Here is a 19533-nt window from a genome sequence, read left to right as displayed (position 1 = left end):
TCTAACTTTTTTAGAGTAATAACTCAGCATTTAAATTGTAATTAAGTTTGTTCTCTCGCTTAAAAATCAACACCTTGCTCATTAATCAATCACATTTAGAGCGCCATTTTAAAAACACCTAAATGATAATAAATATCATTTACATTTGATTTTTTTTTGATATGCTTAAACTCTCATTAGCCAATAGGGAATAAACACAGATGCTAATACTCGTCCTTGCTTTTTTGTTCTGCTTAATTGCTGTTAAAGCACTATTAATTAGTAATCAATATGCTGATACTGATGAAATACATGCTGATGAGAGGCTAACGCAGTATTGGTTTGTTGCGATTATTCTGGCTGTGATAGCCCAACTGATGTGTACATACTTATTTGATAGTTTTTTTGGTACCTTTATATGGCTGCTAATGCTTCTTGCTAGTTATGTGGTCATCTGCTTACCATTTGCAAAGTTACTGAAATTCGAACGCGTTAAACGCTCAACTGCTCTTTAAGTAAACGACTTAAGTTTATTTGATGATCTTGCGGCTGCACACTGCCGAGTATTTTCAGCGAAGTGGCATTCTCTGACAGGCAGAGCTTTTTGCGCGTAATATAATGCTGGTGTTTTGCATTATAAAACACCTGAATTTTTGGACGTAATGGTTGTGAGCGGTTTCCTTCTAGCACCAATGCAAGCTTTTCTCCTGTGAGCTTTACAATTGACCCCACAGGATGCACCCCAATACAACGAATAAATTTTTGTACAAGTACCGCGTCAAACAGCGCCGGTTGGCTCATCAAATACCGTAATGCCGCAATAGGTTCGATACCATTTTTAAATGGTCTATCAGCTGTCAGAGCATCATAGACATCTACAATTGCAATAATTTTAGCTGCCGTACTCAACTTTTGTTCTGTGACTCCTCGAGGATACCCACTGCCATCTAATCGTTCATGGTGATTGACGATCATATCGACCATTAAGGGTGTTAATTTAGGGTACTGTTTGGCAAGTTGGTAACTATGAGCAACATGCTTTTGCACAGCTTTGCGCTCTAAAGGACTCAATTTTGTCGGTTTAGTCAAAATACCCTGTGGCACTTTGGCTTGCCCCAAATCGTGTAACAATGCCCCCATTGTCAATTCAATAATACGCTCTTTTGGAAAACCTAAATACTTTGCAAACATGGTCACTAAAATTGAAGTATTGATAGAATGTCTAAACGCATAGGTGTTTTTATCTCGTAAGCGTGTTAACACCGCCATCGCACTTTCATTTCGAAATACCGATGCTAAAATTGTTTGTCCCACATCATCAAGCACTGCAATATTCACACTTTGACCCATCATCAAATCACATTGCAGCGTGGTCATTTTTCGTAGCCCCGCATCATAATCAGCTGAAGCTTGACGAAATTCTTGCTCAATAGAAAGACTCTCTTTTTCATGTGAAAGAGTCTTCTTATTAACCTGACTGTTATCTGGGGCCTTGGGAGGCAGCTTCTGCTCGCTAGACTGGACTGGCGCGGATTCTTCAGCTAAGGGTTGTTCACTTTGTTTAAGATCAATCTCTAATTTTTTAACCCCGCGTTGCATCAAGGTATCAATTAATGGTTGGCTGCGAACAATGCCGGTTTTAATTTTTAAATCTGATTTTTGTTTTAAGATCTGGGTGACATACATGCCCGGTTTTAGATCGGCAATATTGATTACTTTTAACATATACGGCATTCATTACATTAAAGGCATAAAACTTACACCCAATTAACATAAATAGCGATATTTATCATGAATAATGTTTGTTAATTGTATTAAAATTACAACTTTTACATGGATTTTTAGGTGGTTAATTTGATGAGAAGGCGTGGTAACTAAATATAAAAATTAGCCACCACAAAGCAGGTTACTCTTGGAAATATGTACCCCAGCCGTCGTACTCGACTTGGCATTCGTGCGCCAGTGCAGCAAGTTTATCAACATCTTCCATAATGACATCAACATCTAATTCAGCTTCAACTACCACGTCAAAGCCCCAAATTTTAGTGCCATCTTCCAACTCTAACTCAGCTGGATCTTCAACGTCATAACCTAACTTAAATGCTTGTAAGGCTGCATTTTCTAACTGTTTAAAATCTTCACTGACAAAGTGATGTTCCACTTCATATAAAATCTCTGGATTTGAGCCATCTTCTAATAATGACTCAACAATGTCTTCACTAATTTCGCGCCAGTTTTCCATTATTTACTCTCTTGTTCTGCGACTTTCGCATCTAACTGTTTGATCTTGTCATCCATAATAGCATGGACGTTTTGGGCTTGCTCTCGAATGCTGCTATTTTGCTGCAATTTAATCGGTGCAAGTAACTCAATATAAATCGTGCCATTATTCCAACGATTGAGCTTAATTGTGTTATGCGTGGTACTCATACACACAGGGACAATCGGTACTTCGGCTTGTAGAGCCGTATGAAAGGCTCCCGTTTTAAAAGGCAATAGACCTTTGCCATAACTGCGTGTGCCTTCAGGAAACATCCAGACAGACAATTGCTTATGTTTTATTTTATCGGCTGCTTTTGAAATCGTTCCTACAGCTTTTGAGCGATTGGCTCTATCAATCAAAATATTGCCCGACAGCCAATAAAGCTGTCCAAAAAATGGGATCCATTTTAAGCTTTTTTTACCGATACTTACGGTTCGTTCGGGCACAGCATTGGTAATCGTAAAAATATCATAGCTATTTTGATGATTAGCAACAAAAACGTACGGACCACTTCCAACATCAGGTGAGACTCTTATGTCTATTTTGACTCCCAGCAACTTAGTGATACTGCCATACCAAGTTGCAAAACGATGCACATGATTAGGATGAAACGGCACAAAGATGCACAGTAATAATCCAAATACCCCGCTGAATAAAATAAACAGCGCAATCAAAAGTAATCTAATTACAGCAAGCAAAGCTGGACTCCTCGAATGAAAGTGCGCGCATTATAAACCTTATCGTCTGCAAATCCTATTTTAGCGCACAACTGTAAGCCAATATTCATCATTGCGACATATTCAGTTCGCGCATACCAATAAAAAACGCCCTAAAGGGCGCTTTTACAATTCTAGAGAATGTGTATCAGTGAATTAATCAAGCTTAAAATCCTGAAGCTCATCCGAGGGCTCCACGCCCCCAACTTCGACATTATCTATCTCTATTGCATCAACACGTTGTAGGCCTCGTGGTAATTTATTTCCTCGGCGGCCCCGCTCCCCATAATAATGTTCTAGATCTGTTGATTTCAGGGTTAGCTTTCGTTTCCCTGCATGTAAAGTAACCGAACTATTTTGCGGCACAACCGCCAACACAGTAACGAATTCTTCACGCGATTTGACCCGAGCCGAAGGTATCGAAATAATCTTATTTCCTTTACCTTTGGCTAATTTAGGCAAATCTCTAAGCGGGAACATCAACATCCGCCCTTCATTTGAAATAGCCAAGCAATAGTCTGTACTGATCTCATTAACTTTAATCGGAGGCATTAAATGCGCTTCAGCCGATAAACTAACTAACGCTTTACCATTTTTATTTTTACTGACCAAATCGGTAAACCCAGTCACAAAGCCATAACCAGCGTCAGAAGCCATTAAAAATAGGTGTTCGTTGTCACCCATCACTACGTGCTCAAAATTAACCCCAGCCGCCATATTAAAGCGCCCAGTCATGGGTTCGCCTTGGCTTCGTGCTGTAGGCAGGCTATGTGCATCGGTCGAGAATGCCCGGCCACTCGAATCTAAAAACACCACAGGTTGATTGCTTCGCCCTTTGGCTGATGCTTTGAACTCATCACCTGCTCGATAGCTTAAACCCGAAGCATCAATATCGTGGCCTTTGGCACACCGTGCCCAACCTTTTTCTGACAACACAACCGTAACTGCTTCACTGGGGATGAGGTCTTTTTCACTCAATGCTTTGGCTTCTGCACGTTCTACGACAGGAGAACGGCGATCATCGCCATACAACTCAGCGGCTTGTTGAATTTCTTTTTTGATCAACGTCGACATGCGTCGGTCTGATCCTAACGTTTGCTCTAATTTATCACGCTCTTGGGCAAGTTCATCTTGCTCACCGCGGATTTTCACTTCTTCTAGTTTAGCTAAATGACGTAGTTTTAATTCTAAAATTGCTTCGGCCTGAATATCGGATATTCCAAAGCGTTCCATAAGAACAGGCTTAGGTTTATCTTCAGAACGAATAATTTCAATGACTTCATCAATGTTTAAAAAAGCGGTTAATAGACCTTCTAAAATGTGCAAGCGCGCAAGAATTTTATCGAGTCGATATTGTAAACGCCTGCGTACTGTTTCGCGGCGATACACCAGCCATTCTGATAAAATAGTATGCAAATCTTTTACTTGCGGACGACCATTGAGACCAAGCATGTTCAAATTTACGCGGTAGCTTTTTTCAAGATCAGTGGTGGCAAACAAGTGCGCCATCAAAGGCTCGACTTTGATGCGGTTTGAACGGGGAATAATCACTATGCGAGTCGGGTTTTCATGATCTGACTCATCACGTAAATCTGCAACCATCGGCAGTTTTTTCGCTTGCATCTGAGCCGCAATTTGCTCCAAAACTTTGCCACCTGAACATTGGTGAGGTAAAGCCGTAATGACGATATCACCTTGCTCTTGCGTGTAAATAGCACGCATTTTTATAGAGCCTTTCCCTGTTTGGTAAATTTTTTGGATTTCGGTTTTTGGCGTGATTATTTCAGCTTCTGTCGGGTAATCAGGCGCATGCACCAGCTCGAGCAACTCATTCAGCTCCGCTTTAGGTTTATCGAGTAATAAACAACAGGCATTCGCTATTTCACGTACGTTATGAGGCGGAATATCCGTTGCCATCCCAACGGCTATTCCGGTAATTCCATTAAGTAAAATATGCGGTAAACGCGCAGGAAGCACTAATGGCTCATCCATCGTGCCATCAAAGTTCGGCGTCCAATCGACCGTACCTTGCCCTAATTCTTGCAGTAACACTTCGGAAAACTTAGACAAACGCGCTTCAGTATATCGCATTGCTGCAAATGACTTAGGATCATCAGCGGCACCCCAGTTCCCTTGGCCATCAACTAACGGATAACGATATGAAAATGGCTGCGCCATCAAAACCATTGCTTCATAACACGCGCTATCACCATGAGGGTGATATTTACCCAGTACGTCACCGACTGTACGCGCAGATTTTTTATACTTGGCTGCAGCTGATAAGCCTAACTCACTCATCGCATAAATAATACGCCGCTGAACTGGCTTTAATCCATCACCAATATGCGGTAAGGCGCGGTCCATAATGACATACATGGAATAATTCAAATAAGCGTCTTCAGTAAAACGCCCCATTGATAATTGTTCTATACCCTGCAACGACAGAGCTTCTAAATCGCTCATTCAAGCTACCTAATTTTTGTTTTAATTTTAACGATGCGTTGTATAACGCAACAAAGATTAATCGACTTTACTCACAACCCGATTTCGTCCTTCATTTTTTGCTCGATATAACGCCTCATCAGCATGTTGGAATAAACTTTCAAAGTCATCCACTAACGGATTAAACGACGACACACCAAAACTAGCTGATACATTCACGACTTGTTCTTTAAAAGTAAACTCGCGTTGCTCAATCAGCAGCCGAATTCTTTGCGCTATTTCTATGGCCTGAGCTAATTCAGTATGTTTAAGCACCACCATAAATTCTTCACCACCAATTCGACCTAATAAATCAGGCTCTCTCAGTCCTGATTGTGCGGCATCTGACACACCTTTTAATACTTCATCACCAAATGGATGACCATAGCTATCATTAATATTTTTAAAATGATCGATATCAAAAATCACAATACTAAGGGGGAGCTCTGAAACTTGCGCTTCTTTAAATACATTTTTTGCAAAATGAAAGGTATAACGACGATTGGCCAGTTGGGTCAAAGCATCTGTATTTGCAAGACGGTTTAATCGTTTGCTATGGCGTATTTGCCGATAAACATACACAGCCAATAAAATACATACCACGACAAATAAGCCGAGAACAAGCCGTTGAAACTCTTGTTCTTTTTTTACAGTTTCTAAAGCGAGTTGATCAATTAAACGGCTTTGTTGTAATACTTTGTTTTCTAATTCAGTTTGTTCGGTGTCAAACATCACTTTGTATTTTGAGCGCGCATCTTCACGCTCTTGCGAGTAATAATCAGCAAGTAAAGCTTCACTGGCAACTTTTTCATTAAATGCACTTTCATAGTCGCCAAGTAAAGCCATGACTTTCGCTTTTTGATCTGACAGGCGTACAAACAAATAAATATTTTTTTCTTTATCTAATTGACCTATTAACCCTTCCACCCGCTCAATTCCATCAAGTGCCCGCTTGCTCTGTTGATGATGATTAGCTAATACAACTTCAAGTAAATAATGATTAGCTTGCCCATAAGGGTCTTGAATAAAGCTGAAATATTGATTGGCTAGCGCCATTTGCTCGGTGGCTTGATCTAATTGTCCCTGCTTTATTTTTACATTGGCGAGCCCTATGTGGGCAAAGTAGACAAAGCGCTTTTCACCTACATATTGTGATAGCTCTAACATTTTTAAATAACATAATGTTGCTTTATCATGCTGCTTTTCTGCGATGTGGGAAAAAGATAGGCTCATTTGAGCCTGCATTTCATCGTAATGCAATTCGTTACTTGAAAAGTATTGAATAGCTTCGTTTTGTAGCGCTATAGCCTTATCATAATCGTGTAAATTCGCATAGGTATTAGCTAAATGAGTCTTTAGGTATGCCATCTCTAGTTCATCATTTAACGTGCTAATTATTGAATAAGCTTGCTGATAATATTGAATGGCCTCAACATCGTTATAACTATTACTATGTGCAAGGGCCATTGCACTATAGCTTTCAGCTAAGAGTTGATTGTTTTCTTCTTGTTTTGCTTGTGCCATCGCTTGTTTGTACTTAGCAAGGGATTGTTCGGTTTGACCGGTAATATCGAGTAAATTACCTTCAAGCAATAAAATATTGATCCCCGTTTCTGTTTTTATTTCAGGAAAAAAGTTTTTCGCATCTGAGTTCAATTGGTGTGCTGATTTGAAATCGCCTAAGTACAATTTGTACAGAGCTAATTTATTCAATACAGTTGCTTTACCAAAGTGGTTCATTTGTTCAAAACGCGCTGCCCTCACCTTATCTAAAAACTCAAAGGCTAAATACGGATCTTTTCTATCAAGCTCCTTAGCATCCGCTAAAGCTTCTTTTAACCAATCAGGATGGACATTTGAGGCATATACGCCCGACGAAAAAGCGGCAGAAATCAATAACAACATCGCAAAAAGCATGTTATTAACTGACAAGTATTGCTCCAGTTTTTTGATTACTGATTTCAAAGTCACCTACTTAAACAAGTATTATTTAGAGAAAGTATAAAACAATTTATAGTTGTACTTCTGCTTTATCACCACTATCTTCGAGCCATTGTCGACGATCTGACGCACGTTTCTTAGCCAATAACATGTCCATCATTTCAATCGTATGTTCTTTATGTTCAAAGGTCAGTTGCACTAAACGACGAGTATTGGGATCCATGGTGGTTTCACGCAACTGTAATGGATTCATTTCACCTAGCCCTTTAAAGCGCTGTACATTGACTTTGCCACGTTTTTTCTCTGCGGCAATGCGTTCTAAAATACCATTTTTCTCATCTTCATCGAGCGCATAATAAACATCCTTGGCCACATCAATTCGATACAATGGCGGCATTGCCACATACACATGACCTTGCTCAACTAAGGTTGGAAAGTGCTTTACGAATAATGCGCACAAGAGGGTAGCAATGTGGAGTCCATCAGAGTCAGCATCCGCTAAGATACATATTTTCCCATACCGTAAGGCTGAAATATCGGTAGAATCAGGGTCAATTCCCAATGCAACAGAAATATCATGGACTTCTTGAGAGGCCAATATTTGTCCTGATTCAACTTCCCAGGTATTAAGTATCTTTCCTCGAAGCGGCATAATTGCTTGAAAATCACGATCACGGGCTTGCTTAGCAGAACCACCAGCAGAATCCCCTTCCACAAAAAATATTTCACTTCGGTGCGTTTCACTGGTGCTGCAATCAGTCAGTTTGCCGGGTAATGCTGGGCCTGATGTTATTTTTTTACGCACTACTTTTTTAGCTGCACGCATCCGTTTTTGCGCATTATTGATACACAGTTCAGCAAGCAATTCAGCTTTATCTGTGTGTTCATTCAACCATAAACTAAAAGAGTCCTTGACCACACCCGAGACAAATGCAGAACACGAACGAGATGAGAGTTTCTCTTTAGTTTGACCTGCAAACTGTGGATCTTGCATTTTTACTGAAAGTACGTAGTTACAACGGTCCCAAATATCATCAGGGGTCAATTTTACCCCACGCGGCAGCAAATTTCGGAACTCACAAAATTCACGCATCGCTTCAAGTAGGCCTTGGCGTAGCCCGTTTACATGTGTACCGCCCTGTGCGGTTGGGATCAAGTTTACGTAGCTTTCACTAATCCCTTCGCCCCCTTCAGGCAACCAACAAATCGCCCAATCCGCCCCTTCGGTTGTTCCTTTAAATTCTCCTGTAAACGGTTCTTCTGGTAACGCTACAAACCCTTTAACTGACTCTTTTAAATAATCTTTTAAGCCAGCCTCATAAAACCATTCTGTTGTCTCTTTGGTTTGTTTATTAATAAAACGAATTTTTAGTCCGGGGCACAATACTGCTTTGGCTTTCAGCAAATAAGAGAGCTTCGAAATAGAAAAATTGGCTGAATCAAAATAACTCGCATCCGCCCAAAAACGCACTGACGTACCGGTATTTCTTTTTCCAACGGTGCCCGTTATCGATAAATCTTCGACTTTATCACCGTTCTCAAACGCTATTTGATATTGCTGACCATCACGTTTAACGGTGACTTCAACACGGGTTGAAAGCGCGTTAACCACAGATATTCCTACCCCGTGTAACCCCCCAGAAAACTGATAGTTTTTATTCGAAAATTTACCACCCGCATGTAATTTCGTTAAGATCAGTTCAACACCTGGGATCCCTTCTTCTGGGTGAATGTCGATAGGCATACCACGACCATCATCTTGCACTTCGAGTGAGTTATCTTCGTGCAGAATCACATCAATCTTACTGGCATGCCCAGCTAATGCTTCATCCACACTATTATCAATCACTTCTTGTCCTAGATGATTGGGTCGTGTGGTGTCCGTGTACATACCGGGACGACGTTTGACGGGGTCGAGGCCGTTTAAGACCTCAATGGATTCTGCATTATAATCTTGGTTACTCATAGTATGCTGTTCTTTCTCTTATATATGCATCGGTACTAAATGGTAGTACAGGCGTAACTTTGTATGCAGATTCGGCAAAATACAAAGTGACTAAATTTGAATTCTAGTTTTACGTTATTTTGAGGAATTCTACAATCCTTGCAAAATAACGCTCAAAGCCAATAAAACTGTGATTGCCACCAAATTCGATGACTTGCGGGCTGTTTTTATAATATCGAACCGCTTGTTGAAAATCTAAAACCTCATCCCCTGATTGCTGTAGCAACAGCACTAACTCAGCCTTCGGCAGATTTGCTAAGTACAATTGCTTGAGTTGTAAAACATGCATCGGGGTTAACTCATAATGGTATTGTTGATAAGGATTATACTGACGACCTAAAAATGAGTTCATTAACTCATGCGGTGCGACTGCCGGATTAATCAACACCGCTGGCAGACGGTATTTTTGCGATAAGTACGTCGCGAAAAAGCCGCCGAGCGAGCTCCCGACCAACACTGTGTGTGAGTTTATCATGCGCTCAATCGTTACTAAAGCTTCAAGAGGTTGGTGATTGAGTAAAGGTACTTGATAATCAACATTAAAACGGCCTAAAAATTCTCCTAATAATTGCGCTTTTGCAGACAAAGGAGAGCTATTAAAGCCATGGATATAAATTACACGTTTTTTAACCATCGGATCTGTGTTGTTAACCTTGAAAATGAGTCAATATTGATAAGCCGATAACTGGGCCCCTTATCTTCTTGTTTCCACTCGGCACAGTGTTTAACAAATTGAATACAAGTCGCTGGGGTTGCATAAATAGACACGTCCTCAAAACGGCTGCGGTAATCATTATGAACATGCCCATGAAATACATGCTTAACATAAGGTGTATGCGTAAGCGCTTTTAAAAAGTGCGCGCCATTTTCGAGTATGTGTTTATCTAAGTACCCCTTAATGGGTAAAGGGTGATGATGACAAAAAACCAGGGTTTTCTTAGGGAATTGCTCAAGTGCTTGTTGAAACTCTTCAATGTGTGTATCGCTCACCCAACCAGCTGGGGTATCGCTTTTGCTATTGCACAAAGCAATATTTAAATTAGGAGTAGTCAGCCATTTGGCTGGATGAATAATATTGGGGTTAACCCCGTTAAATGCTTGTGCAAAATATGCCAATTCATCATGGTTCCCGGGCAACCACACGACAGGACACCCCAACTTAGCTTGCTCCACCAATCGTAAAAATTGCACATAAGATTTCAGGCTGTGATCTTGTGTAATATCACCACCAAAGATTGCCAAGTCACAACTCTGCTTAGCGATATCCATCAGTACATCTCGTAGATTCGCCGCACAATCGACATCAAAATAGCGCCCTGAAAGCTCAGAGAATAAGTGGCAATCCGTAAAATGAGCTATCTTTAATTCTGCTTTGTCGAGTATCAGTATCTGATCAAACCAAGCCATTATTGACATCCCAATGTAATGTCGAGCGACCATGACTAATACAAAAATCTAACCAATCAAACAAAAAAGCATTTATTTGATACTTCTCGTCTTTGTGGCGCATTTGCGGATTTGGGTAATGGTAAGAAGGCTTAACACGATTCGGGTAATTCAAACAAAACACTTCAGCCACTCGTGCATCGTGATAGACACGCACCATTAATTTAGGACTGACAAATCCCATGATGTCACCTTTGTTCTGGCGAAAACTGACTTCAGTGGTAAATTTAGCCGATGCTGTAATTTCGAGTTGATAACAAAAATTGGCCACTAAAATATCAACCGTTTCTCCCACAATTTCATCTTTTGGCATCAAACGCATAATTCGAAAATAATTTTGCTCACACAGCGTCATAAAAGCAGGTAAGTTTTGCCGATATTTGACTGCACTATTTAACATTTTGTTTGATTTGCCCACTGTGCCATTAACCGAGTTTGATTTAATGCCATCCATTGTAGACTAATCACAGTAGCTGCATTATCAATTGTACCATCGGCGAGCAATTCCAGCGCTTGCTGTAAAGGAAGAACATGAACCTTAATATCCTCCCCCTCAGAAGCTAAACCGAAGATCCCTCCAGCTTGTGATAAATCAGCGCGCGCTGCATATAAAAACAAGCGTTCAGTTGTACCGCCTGGGCTAGACAAATACGACATCATGAATTCAAGCTGCTCAAGCTCTATACCCGCTTCTTCTTGCGCTTCTTTCCTAACTACGCTTTCATAATCGGTTGAACCATCGGCCATCCCAGCAATACACTCAAGCAACCAAGGGCTTTTTTTAGATGCCAATGCACCAATACGGATTTGTTCAATCAGCAGTACGTTTCCAGTATCAGGGTCATAAGGTAAAACAGCTACGGCATGTCCGCGCTCTAATATTTCGCGATGAATTGTCTTAGAGTGGCCACCAGCAAACAAACGATGCTTAAAGGCATACCCTTCTATTTTAAAAAAACCTCGATACAACGACGTTTTTTCTATCACTTCGACATCTTTGTCATTGAAAGTTGAAATATTAATCATATATTACTCAGATAAAGTGACCTTTAAGGTCAATTAGTTTACTCTCAACTGTGATCAACAGGAACAATTTATATTCTGTTACACTTGAACAACTTAATTTACGTAAAAGCCTTTTTGCTTTAATTAAAAACAGTTTACCATCAAGTTAATTTAAGAATAATAGTCTTAAGGACGTTATACCCCATGAAGAAAAAGATACTCTGCACGCTACTCGGTTTAAGTGCAACATTTGCAGCAAGCTCAAGCTATGCTGAAGATTTACTCCAAGTTTATCAAATCGCCTTAGCGAACGATCCGACCGTATTAAAAGCCAAGGCAAATCGTGAAGCTCAGAGCTACCAAATCGATCGAGCAATGAGTAGCTTACTGCCACAGCTTGGAATGACTATGGGGTACAACAAGGTAGACAGCACTTCCTTTGACCGAGACAATGCTAGTTCACCTTATTATCAAATTGACAGTGATTCAGATACATTTAGCCGAGGTATTTCTTTACAGCAGTCACTATTTAACCTTTCTTCATGGCGCAGCCTTGATATTGCTGAAAAACAATCGCTGCAAGCACAAGCGAGCTACGACTTAGCACAACAACAATTAATTGTACGTGTAGCCAATGCCTATTTTGCCGTTTTGTCGTCACTCGATGACCTTGAATTTGTTCAAGCTGAAAAACGCGCCATTGAACGCCAATTAGAACAAACTAAACAACGCTTTGCTGTAGGCTTAACCGCAATTACTGATGTACACGAAGCTCAAGCACAGTTCGATAATGCGGTCGCGCGTGAAATTGTTGCCACTAATAATGTTGAAACATCGCGTGAAAATTTGCGTGAGATTACAGGTAAATACCACGAGAAGCTAAATGCACTAAACACAACAAAGTTCTCAACGGTCAAACCAACGCAAAACTCCGCTGACTTCATCAAAACCGCTGAAGACAAAAATATAGAATTACAAGTCGCTAAAGTGACGTTTGACATCGCCAAACAACAAATTGATTTAGCACAGGCCGGACACTTCCCGACTCTGACATTGAGTGCAAGTTACGGCGATACCTTGGCAGATGGTTCTGCACGTGTATTAGGTCAATCAAGCAGCTCAAACAATCAACCGCGCAGCGACCAAACGAGTGTTGGTCTTAACTTTGCTTTACCGCTTTATTCTGGTGGTGGTACACAAGCAGCTGTCAATCAAGCCCGTGCATTTTATGTCGCAAGCGCAGAAGATTTAGAAGCTTCACACCGCTCAGTCAGCAAAAAAGTTCGCACGTCATACAACCAAGTTGTTTCAGATATAGCTACATATAAAGCATTAGAGCAAGCGGTGGTTTCAGCCGAAAGTGCACTGCAAGCCACTGAAGCAGGCTTTGAAGTCGGAACCCGTACGATTGTAGACGTGTTACTCAGCACACGTAACTTATACGATGCTAAACGTAATTTATCTGCGGTACGTTATCGCTACGTTGTCTCTACTTTAGGCTTAAAACAAGCTGCAGGGACATTAAATCAAGAAGATGTGAGTGCGATCAATCAAGGTCTAAATTAACTTTTACTTTTAAATAAAAAAGCCAAGCAAACGCTTGGTTTTTTATTTTTACTGAAAATCCGCTAAGATACCTTTCCTTTTTATTGATGAGCATACTTTGTGGTTAAGAATCCTCCTTTTAAACTCGCATTTTTAGGCCCTAAATTCTGGCCGACATGGCTGGGTGTATTTGTCCTATATGCCCTATCTTGGTTACCTTTTGTTATGCAAATACAACTCGGTAAAGCCATAGGTTTGTTAGTTCATCGCTACGCTAAAAAGCGTAGAAAAATTGCTGAAGTGAATATCCAACTTTGTTTTCCAGACATGCCTGCTGAACAACAAGCCCAGTTAGTTGTCAAAAATATGCAACAAACGGGTATCGCCATTTTTGAATCTGGCATGGCATGGTGGTGGCCGCAATGGCGTGTACAGCGCCACTTCGGTGGAATCAAAGGATATGAGCATATTCAAGCAATTCAAAACGAAGGGAAAGGCGTTTTGATGCTAGTGCCACATATGTTACACCTTGAAATGGCTGGCAGAATAATGGGGATAACACAACAAGGTATTGGTTTTTACCGACCTCATAATAATGCCTTGATGGAGTTTTTAATGACCCGTGGTCGACTTCGCTCTAATGAATACTTGATTGGCAAGCGCGATGTCAAAGGGTTACTTAAAGCGCTCAAAGACACTAAATTGTGTTATTACCTTCCAGATCAGGATTATGGGCGTAAACGTGCTGAGTTTGTACCATTTTTTGCGGTCAAGGATGCTGCGACTACGACTGGCACAACTTTATTTGCCTCGAGCCAGCATTGTGAAACTGTCAGTTTTATGAGCAAACGTGATGAAGATGGGAAATACTATTTAGAAATAAAGCCATTCCCCCAAGATTTCCCAAGTGGCAATGACCAACACGATGTGACTTTGGTTAATCAAGCTATTGAAACTGCGGTACTTAATGCGCCAGAACAATATATGTGGTTACACCGTCGCTTTAAAACAAGGCCCGACCCTGAGAGTCCATCTCTTTATAAATAATCACCATTTTTCGTAAGCACAAATTTTGTGCTTACGGCTTTGTTTGTTTGCCCTTCGATTCAAACACGTCACGCTAGATCAAATCGTAAAAACTGTTTAAGATGAACCGTCATGATCAAAAGAGATTCATTATGTGGTTTTGGATTAAGCACTTATCGCTGGCTTTTATTTTAATTGCTGCCGCAGCATACTTTTTATTAGGTGATGGGCCTGTTTATAAAAAGTCAGACAAAACGAACGCCGCCGCTGATGGCTTATCACAGTTTTATGCCAATATTCGTGCAGCAGCAGAGCGCTCCTCAAGTGAAGATGAATACGTCATCGAATTAGAAATGCCTAGCACGGATTTAAACTCTGTATTGCAACAGCGCAGCAAGTCAGTCAAACCTTCTACCACCAAATGGCGTGGCGAGGTAAAAAGTCGACGCTTTGTGGAAGGTGAAACCCTTAAAACCATCATGAAGCGTTATGCTGATGAAGAAGGTATTGAGTTTTTGTGGTATTTACATAAAGACTATGTAGTGAAACATAATTTTCGCGTTGAAGATAACTTTGTTGCTACCCTTTATCAATTGGGTAAAGCCATAGATAGCGACTTTGAATATGAAGTTAAAGCCTATTTTTGCCACAATCAACGAGCTGCGGTTATCACTGAAAAACCTTCGCAATATGTTAGAGATAACTGCATTTTAGCTAATACACACTAAGAAAAAGGCCGCTTAATTTTAGCGGCCTTTTCAATCACACCAATGTTATTTAAATTAACCCGTTATTTATGATATCAACAATTGCTGCCAGACAGCACTCACATGCTTACGGTGCTCAGTGACTGTTTGAGTCAAAATTAATTTACTTTCTTGGCGTAAACTTAAAATATGGTATTGCTCACGATAAAAACAATACGCTTCAATCAGCTGAGTGGCCTGTTGTTGTTCCATAATACCGAGCTCACTCGCGACCGTAAAAATACGAATATTATCCGACCACATTGTCATTTTTGGTAACCGGTAGGCATTGGCCAAAACACAAAACTGAGCGATAAACTCAATATCCGCCATTCCACCAACATCTTGTTTTAAGTCAAAAAGATGCTGATCACCTTTGGCTAAATGTGTACGCATTTTTTCGCGCATTTCTCGTACTTGCGTTTTAAGCTCATCAGTCTCTCGAACTCTGGATAACACTTGATGACGGATATCCGCAAAGCGTTGTTGCAAACTTGCTTGGCCATAAATCATACGGGCTCGTACAAGTGCCTGATGCTCCCATGTCCAAGCTTGCTCATTTTGGTACAGCCCAAAGGTCTCAATATTGATAGCCAATAAGCCTGAAGCCCCCTCAGGGCGCAACCTAGGGTCAAGTTCATACAACATACCTGAGCTTGTGCGAGTATTAAATAAATGCATTAGACGCTGCGCTAATTTTAAATAAAACTGACGTGAATCAATTTGTTTCGCGCCGTTAGTGACAGAAGTCGCATCGCTATTATGAACAAAGACTAAATCTAGATCAGAATCATATCCCAGTTCCAACCCTCCGCCTTTGCCATAAGCAATCACTGCAAAGCCCTTATTTTGTTCATCGGTGCCTTGAGGGTATCCAAAGCGGGCCACCATTTGGTGCCAGGCAATCTCAACACTCTGCTCTACAATCGCTTCAGCCAACGCGGTGAGGTGATCGCTCACTTTCATAATATCAATTACATGCGTTGCATCTGCCGCTGCAATACGTAATTGATGGGTTTGCTTAAATTGTCTCAATGCTTCCATTTGTAACTCAAGGTCATCCGGCTCAATACGCAGAAAATACTGGCGAATTTCACGCTGATAAGCACCTAAAGACAATGGTCGATATAAAATGGCTGGATCGATTAATTCATCCAGTAAAATCGGGTAGCGCGCAATGTGCTCGCCAATCCATTGACTGTGGCTGCATAACTTAATTAATTGCTTCAGCGCTCCTTGATTTTCATACAGAAGCTCTAGATAGGCGGTACGAGAGGCCACTTGTTCAATAACCGCTAATGTAAGTGCAAGTACATTCACCTCTGACGTTTGCGCTGTAATATGCTGCAGCATCGGAGGCAGCAACTTATCCATGATATCCCGACCTCGGGAGCCAATACGTTTTTTATTGATTTGTTCTTTAAACGTCATTAACTGAGACTGCCAAAGTTGGTAATCATCTTCTGACCATGCCAACTTCAATGATTCAAAGTCTCCTTGCTCCCACAAACTTTCAAACGCAATTAGATCTTGATTATCTTGCTCTTTTTCTTCTCCGACAACTAAGCGAAACTCCTGATGCACATTAGTCATTTGTTGAGCGATGAGCAAACGAACCTGTTGATAATCTTCAACCGATAAAAGTGAGCACAACCGCTGCTGATTCAACTCATCACTGGGCAACGTTTGTGTTTGTTCATTATCAAAAATTTGCAGATACTGCTCAATTTTGCGCAAAAATAAATATGCGTCTTGGAGCTGTTTAGCATTATGGTTAGCAACTTCACCTAATGAAACCAGCTGAGCCAAAGCAGTAAGTAAAGACTGAGTTTGCAACCCCGCTTCTCGCCCCCCGCGGATCATCTGAAATGCTTGAACAACAAACTCAACTTCGCGGATCCCACCTGAGCCTAATTTTATATTATCGACTAAACCTTTGCGCCTTACTTCTTGCGCAATTAACGCTTTCATTTTTCGTAATGACTCAATTACTGAAAAGTCGATGTATCGGCGATAAACAAAAGGCTTAAGCAATGCATAAAACTCCGACCAATATTGATTTCTTTGACCAATAAGGCGCGCTTTAAGCATCGCATACCGCTCCCAGTCGCGACCTTGTTCTTGGTAATATTCTTCAATAGCTGTAAAACTCATCACTAACGGACCACTATCGCCAAAGGGACGCAACCGCATATCAACTCGAAAAACTTGCCCTTCTGGCGTCACTTGATTCAATGCCGCTATCAATTTTTGCGCAACCTTATTATAAAAGACTGACGCCTCAACGGCCTTCCGACCACCTTGTGTATCTGTTTGATATGGGTAACTAAAAATAAGATCGATATCAGATGAATAATTCAACTCCCCGCCACCGAGTTTCCCCATACCAAGAATCAGCATAGGTAAAGCATTCCCTTGTTTATCGAGCGGTTTACCACAGCTTTTAGCGACCTGCTCGTATGCCCATAGATACGCATCATGAATAAGCTGATCTGATAGTTTCGAAATATAGGCCATACTATCGGCTATGTCGTTTCGCATGATTAAATCTAAAAATGCCACTTTTAACCAATATCGCTGCCGATATTGGCGCAACAGTGAAAAACATTCTCGCTCTTCTATTTGCGTTATATCTTGCTCAAAGACCGGTAAGACTTCGCGACTGTTTAATAACTTTGCATCAAGTAACCATGTTTTTAAAGTCGGCTCGGCGCTCAACACATTAAATGCAAAGTCGCTCAGTGCTAATAATGCGACGATCCCAGCGTCAACCTGTTCGCCTGAATATAGCGTTTCAAAGCGAAGGTGACCAAGCTGCAAAAGTGAAGGCGATAATTTCATGTAGATGTCCTAGCAGAATCTTAAATATAAACTTTAAATTTTGTTCAATATACTTCACTATATTCCTTAATCGGTTAGGAATACTCCAGTACATTCGAGTGAGATAACAATATTGACTATGACTTATAACGCCCTGTCGCAACAAGTGTTAATTGCATTAACTGTGACTTTTTTGATCACTTTTGTGGCTATTTTATTCTTGCGGTTTCGCGCCAATCAAAAAAGCGAAATTGGTTTAGTCAAAGAGCTATCCCAAAAAGATAACTTCGCTGTAGGCATCAGTTATGCAGCACGTATTTTTACCATCACACTCATTGTCGGTTATTTAATCCGCCATTTAAGCTTCACTGATATTCAAGCTGATTTAATCTACGCTGCGGCCTTGATTAGTCTCGCTATCAGCTTTAGCTATGCAGGCAAACAAATTCATAATAAATGGGTGCTTAGCCGCTTTAATGAAGAACAGGAAATTTTAAAACGCAATGTATCTGCAGCCTTAGTCGAATCAAGTGCTTTACTTGGTAATGCTCTGGTGATTTTAGGGTTATATAAATGGTCTCACACGCAAAGCCTTGACGGATTAATCATTGTTACCCTTACCTTTGCCGCGATTCAACTGTATTTATTATTTCACAGTCGATGGCAAGAACATTCATTTGCAAAAGCAAATCAAGGTAGTTCACTGCAAGAGTATCTAAGCTTTGATAATACGGCTCTTGGATTGAAGTATAGTAGTCAGACTTTATCTGTCTGCATGACTATTTACGCCGCTTTGTCTTTTATACCTTATGTCTCAGGAGTTGTAGTTGATAATATCCTCACCGCATTATTTTACTGCGCGGTGTTTATCCTGTTTCAGCAAGTCTCAAGCGCCCTTTTTACCCGTTTAGCCTTACCAAAAGTCAATACTGAAACAGAAGTCGATCAGCAAGATAATATTGGTGTTGCAAGCGTCGAGCTGGCAATTTATCTCGCGATTGGTTTAGTTCTAATTGCTGTTTTCAATCCTTAGCTTGTGCTGCTTTCCATTTATCAAAATTTGCATAATCAAAGGCCATTCCGTCTTGCATCACCTTTGCAACTATCGTATAAGCCTCGACCCACGCCTGCTTAACATCAGGCGTGAACGCACTTTGTAGACCTTGCTCTAAGGTCCATAACAACGCTTGTGCAACTGTGTTAAAGTCTTCTGCCGAAACCCGATAAACTTGATGGCGCCTACCCAGTTGCCACACCGCCATTTCTAAGCGCTCAAATTGCTTTAACCCACGTACAACCGTCGTTAAAATCTGCATGAGCTTTTTACCTTGTTCTTCAATATCATCTTTAAACAAATGCTTCAGCTGAGGGTTGAGTTCAAATAAGCGCCCATAAAATAAATCAGCTGCTTGTTTGGCGATTGGAACCACTTTTTCCCAACTTGATTGAACAAGCTCCACTTGTACTGGGGTCATGCTTTAATCCTTGACTAAACGAACATTGAGTGTCCACTTAGTTTAGACCATAGAATTAACGAATCCGGTAAAATATTGTTCTAAT

17 protein-coding genes are annotated in these 19533 nt (G+C 40.8%); 5 read left to right on the top strand and 12 right to left on the bottom strand.

Annotated features, from left to right (window positions below; genetic code table 11):
- The first annotated feature begins 200 nt into the window (after window positions 1-200).
- Complete coding sequence (locus AC3KVK_RS03545; RefSeq protein ID WP_490310831.1) at window positions 201-494, top strand: hypothetical protein; 294 nt, start codon at window positions 201-203, stop codon at window positions 492-494.
- Here the strand turns inward: AC3KVK_RS03545 and AC3KVK_RS03540 are convergent.
- The 10 genes from AC3KVK_RS03540 to nudF all read right to left on the bottom strand — a co-directional run bounded on the left by AC3KVK_RS03540 (window position 472) and on the right by nudF (window position 11857).
- Window positions 472-1704: a cyclic di-GMP phosphodiesterase gene (locus tag AC3KVK_RS03540; protein WP_490310830.1), complete on the bottom strand. Its 1233-nt coding sequence runs from the start codon at window positions 1702-1704 to the stop codon at window positions 472-474. The two genes, AC3KVK_RS03545 and AC3KVK_RS03540, sit on opposite strands and share 23 nt — an antisense overlap.
- 181 nt (window positions 1705-1885) lie before the next feature.
- Window positions 1886-2221: a ribonuclease E inhibitor RraB gene (rraB, locus tag AC3KVK_RS03535; protein WP_490310829.1), complete on the bottom strand. Its 336-nt coding sequence runs from the start codon at window positions 2219-2221 to the stop codon at window positions 1886-1888.
- Window positions 2221-2940, bottom strand: coding sequence for a 1-acylglycerol-3-phosphate O-acyltransferase (locus AC3KVK_RS03530; protein WP_490310828.1), 720 nt, complete (start codon window positions 2938-2940; stop codon window positions 2221-2223). The genes rraB and AC3KVK_RS03530 overlap by 1 nt, the downstream gene beginning before the upstream one ends.
- 174 nt (window positions 2941-3114) lie before the next feature.
- Window positions 3115-5421 (bottom strand): DNA topoisomerase IV subunit A, encoded by a 2307-nt coding sequence (gene parC, locus AC3KVK_RS03525; protein ID WP_490310827.1) that lies wholly within the window; start codon window positions 5419-5421, stop codon window positions 3115-3117.
- Between the two features lie 57 nt (window positions 5422-5478).
- On the bottom strand, window positions 5479-7404 hold the full coding sequence (locus tag AC3KVK_RS03520; RefSeq protein ID WP_490310826.1) for a GGDEF domain-containing protein: 1926 nt from the start codon (window positions 7402-7404) through the stop codon (window positions 5479-5481).
- 46 nt (window positions 7405-7450) lie between these two features.
- A complete protein-coding gene (gene parE / locus AC3KVK_RS03515) occupies window positions 7451-9346 on the bottom strand; it encodes a DNA topoisomerase IV subunit B (RefSeq protein ID WP_490310825.1) in 1896 nt (631 codons plus the stop codon).
- A 109-nt stretch (window positions 9347-9455) separates the two neighbouring features.
- Window positions 9456-10019 (bottom strand): YqiA/YcfP family alpha/beta fold hydrolase, encoded by a 564-nt coding sequence (locus tag AC3KVK_RS03510; RefSeq protein WP_490310824.1) that lies wholly within the window; start codon window positions 10017-10019, stop codon window positions 9456-9458.
- On the bottom strand, window positions 10001-10792 hold the full coding sequence (locus AC3KVK_RS03505; RefSeq protein ID WP_490310823.1) for a metallophosphoesterase: 792 nt from the start codon (window positions 10790-10792) through the stop codon (window positions 10001-10003). The genes AC3KVK_RS03510 and AC3KVK_RS03505 overlap by 19 nt, the downstream gene beginning before the upstream one ends.
- On the bottom strand, window positions 10779-11231 hold the full coding sequence (locus AC3KVK_RS03500) for a DUF1249 domain-containing protein (RefSeq protein WP_490310822.1): 453 nt from the start codon (window positions 11229-11231) through the stop codon (window positions 10779-10781). The genes AC3KVK_RS03505 and AC3KVK_RS03500 overlap by 14 nt, the downstream gene beginning before the upstream one ends.
- Window positions 11225-11857: an ADP-ribose diphosphatase gene (gene nudF, locus AC3KVK_RS03495; protein WP_490310821.1), complete on the bottom strand. Its 633-nt coding sequence runs from the start codon at window positions 11855-11857 to the stop codon at window positions 11225-11227. The genes AC3KVK_RS03500 and nudF overlap by 7 nt, the downstream gene beginning before the upstream one ends.
- A gap of 183 nt (window positions 11858-12040) precedes the next feature.
- Here nudF and tolC point away from each other — a divergent pair, with 183 nt between their 5' ends.
- From tolC to AC3KVK_RS03480, 3 genes are all read left to right on the top strand, one after another.
- The gene (gene tolC, locus AC3KVK_RS03490) at window positions 12041-13402 is read left to right on the top strand and encodes an outer membrane channel protein TolC (protein WP_490310820.1); all 1362 of its coding nucleotides are present in this window, start codon (window positions 12041-12043) and stop codon (window positions 13400-13402) included.
- Between the two features lie 99 nt (window positions 13403-13501).
- Complete coding sequence (lpxL, locus tag AC3KVK_RS03485; RefSeq protein WP_490310819.1) at window positions 13502-14428, top strand: LpxL/LpxP family Kdo(2)-lipid IV(A) lauroyl/palmitoleoyl acyltransferase; 927 nt, start codon at window positions 13502-13504, stop codon at window positions 14426-14428.
- A 131-nt stretch (window positions 14429-14559) separates the two neighbouring features.
- Window positions 14560-15135: a TcpQ domain-containing protein gene (locus tag AC3KVK_RS03480; RefSeq protein WP_490310818.1), complete on the top strand. Its 576-nt coding sequence runs from the start codon at window positions 14560-14562 to the stop codon at window positions 15133-15135.
- A gap of 66 nt (window positions 15136-15201) precedes the next feature.
- Here the strand turns inward: AC3KVK_RS03480 and glnE are convergent, their stop codons facing one another.
- On the bottom strand, window positions 15202-17994 hold the full coding sequence (gene glnE / locus AC3KVK_RS03475) for a bifunctional [glutamate--ammonia ligase]-adenylyl-L-tyrosine phosphorylase/[glutamate--ammonia-ligase] adenylyltransferase (RefSeq protein ID WP_490310817.1): 2793 nt from the start codon (window positions 17992-17994) through the stop codon (window positions 15202-15204).
- 118 nt (window positions 17995-18112) lie between these two features.
- Here glnE and AC3KVK_RS03470 point away from each other — a divergent pair, with 118 nt between their 5' ends.
- Complete coding sequence (locus tag AC3KVK_RS03470) at window positions 18113-19006, top strand: DUF350 domain-containing protein (RefSeq protein ID WP_490310816.1); 894 nt, start codon at window positions 18113-18115, stop codon at window positions 19004-19006.
- Here the strand turns inward: AC3KVK_RS03470 and AC3KVK_RS03465 are convergent.
- Window positions 18996-19448 (bottom strand): globin family protein, encoded by a 453-nt coding sequence (locus tag AC3KVK_RS03465; RefSeq protein ID WP_490310815.1) that lies wholly within the window; start codon window positions 19446-19448, stop codon window positions 18996-18998. The genes AC3KVK_RS03470 and AC3KVK_RS03465 overlap by 11 nt on opposite strands.
- Between the last annotated feature and the right edge of the window lie 85 nt (window positions 19449-19533).

The sequence above is a fragment of the Pseudoalteromonas sp. J2K-J979 genome (genome assembly GCF_058169715.2).
This window is presented reverse-complemented; position numbering and strand designations above follow the sequence as displayed.

What these genes read in the sequence shown, in the direction of transcription:
- AC3KVK_RS03545 (WP_490310831.1), top strand. Translation starts at nt 201, where the DNA reads ATGCTAATACTCGTCCTTGCTTTTTTGTTCTGCTTAATTGCTGTTAAA.
- AC3KVK_RS03540 (WP_490310830.1), bottom strand. Translation starts at nt 1,704, where the DNA reads ATGTTAAAAGTAATCAATATTGCCGATCTAAAACCGGGCATGTATGTC.
- rraB (WP_490310829.1), bottom strand. Translation starts at nt 2,221, where the DNA reads ATGGAAAACTGGCGCGAAATTAGTGAAGACATTGTTGAGTCATTATTA.
- parC (WP_490310827.1), bottom strand. Translation starts at nt 5,421, where the DNA reads ATGAGCGATTTAGAAGCTCTGTCGTTGCAGGGTATAGAACAATTATCA.
- parE (WP_490310825.1), bottom strand. Translation starts at nt 9,346, where the DNA reads ATGAGTAACCAAGATTATAATGCAGAATCCATTGAGGTCTTAAACGGC.
- AC3KVK_RS03510 (WP_490310824.1), bottom strand. Translation starts at nt 10,019, where the DNA reads ATGGTTAAAAAACGTGTAATTTATATCCATGGCTTTAATAGCTCTCCT.
- AC3KVK_RS03505 (WP_490310823.1), bottom strand. Translation starts at nt 10,792, where the DNA reads ATGGCTTGGTTTGATCAGATACTGATACTCGACAAAGCAGAATTAAAG.
- AC3KVK_RS03500 (WP_490310822.1), bottom strand. Translation starts at nt 11,231, where the DNA reads ATGTTAAATAGTGCAGTCAAATATCGGCAAAACTTACCTGCTTTTATG.
- nudF (WP_490310821.1), bottom strand. Translation starts at nt 11,857, where the DNA reads ATGATTAATATTTCAACTTTCAATGACAAAGATGTCGAAGTGATAGAA.
- tolC (WP_490310820.1), top strand. Translation starts at nt 12,041, where the DNA reads ATGAAGAAAAAGATACTCTGCACGCTACTCGGTTTAAGTGCAACATTT.
- AC3KVK_RS03480 (WP_490310818.1), top strand. Translation starts at nt 14,560, where the DNA reads ATGTGGTTTTGGATTAAGCACTTATCGCTGGCTTTTATTTTAATTGCT.
- glnE (WP_490310817.1), bottom strand. Translation starts at nt 17,994, where the DNA reads ATGAAATTATCGCCTTCACTTTTGCAGCTTGGTCACCTTCGCTTTGAA.
- AC3KVK_RS03470 (WP_490310816.1), top strand. Translation starts at nt 18,113, where the DNA reads ATGACTTATAACGCCCTGTCGCAACAAGTGTTAATTGCATTAACTGTG.
- AC3KVK_RS03465 (WP_490310815.1), bottom strand. Translation starts at nt 19,448, where the DNA reads ATGACCCCAGTACAAGTGGAGCTTGTTCAATCAAGTTGGGAAAAAGTG.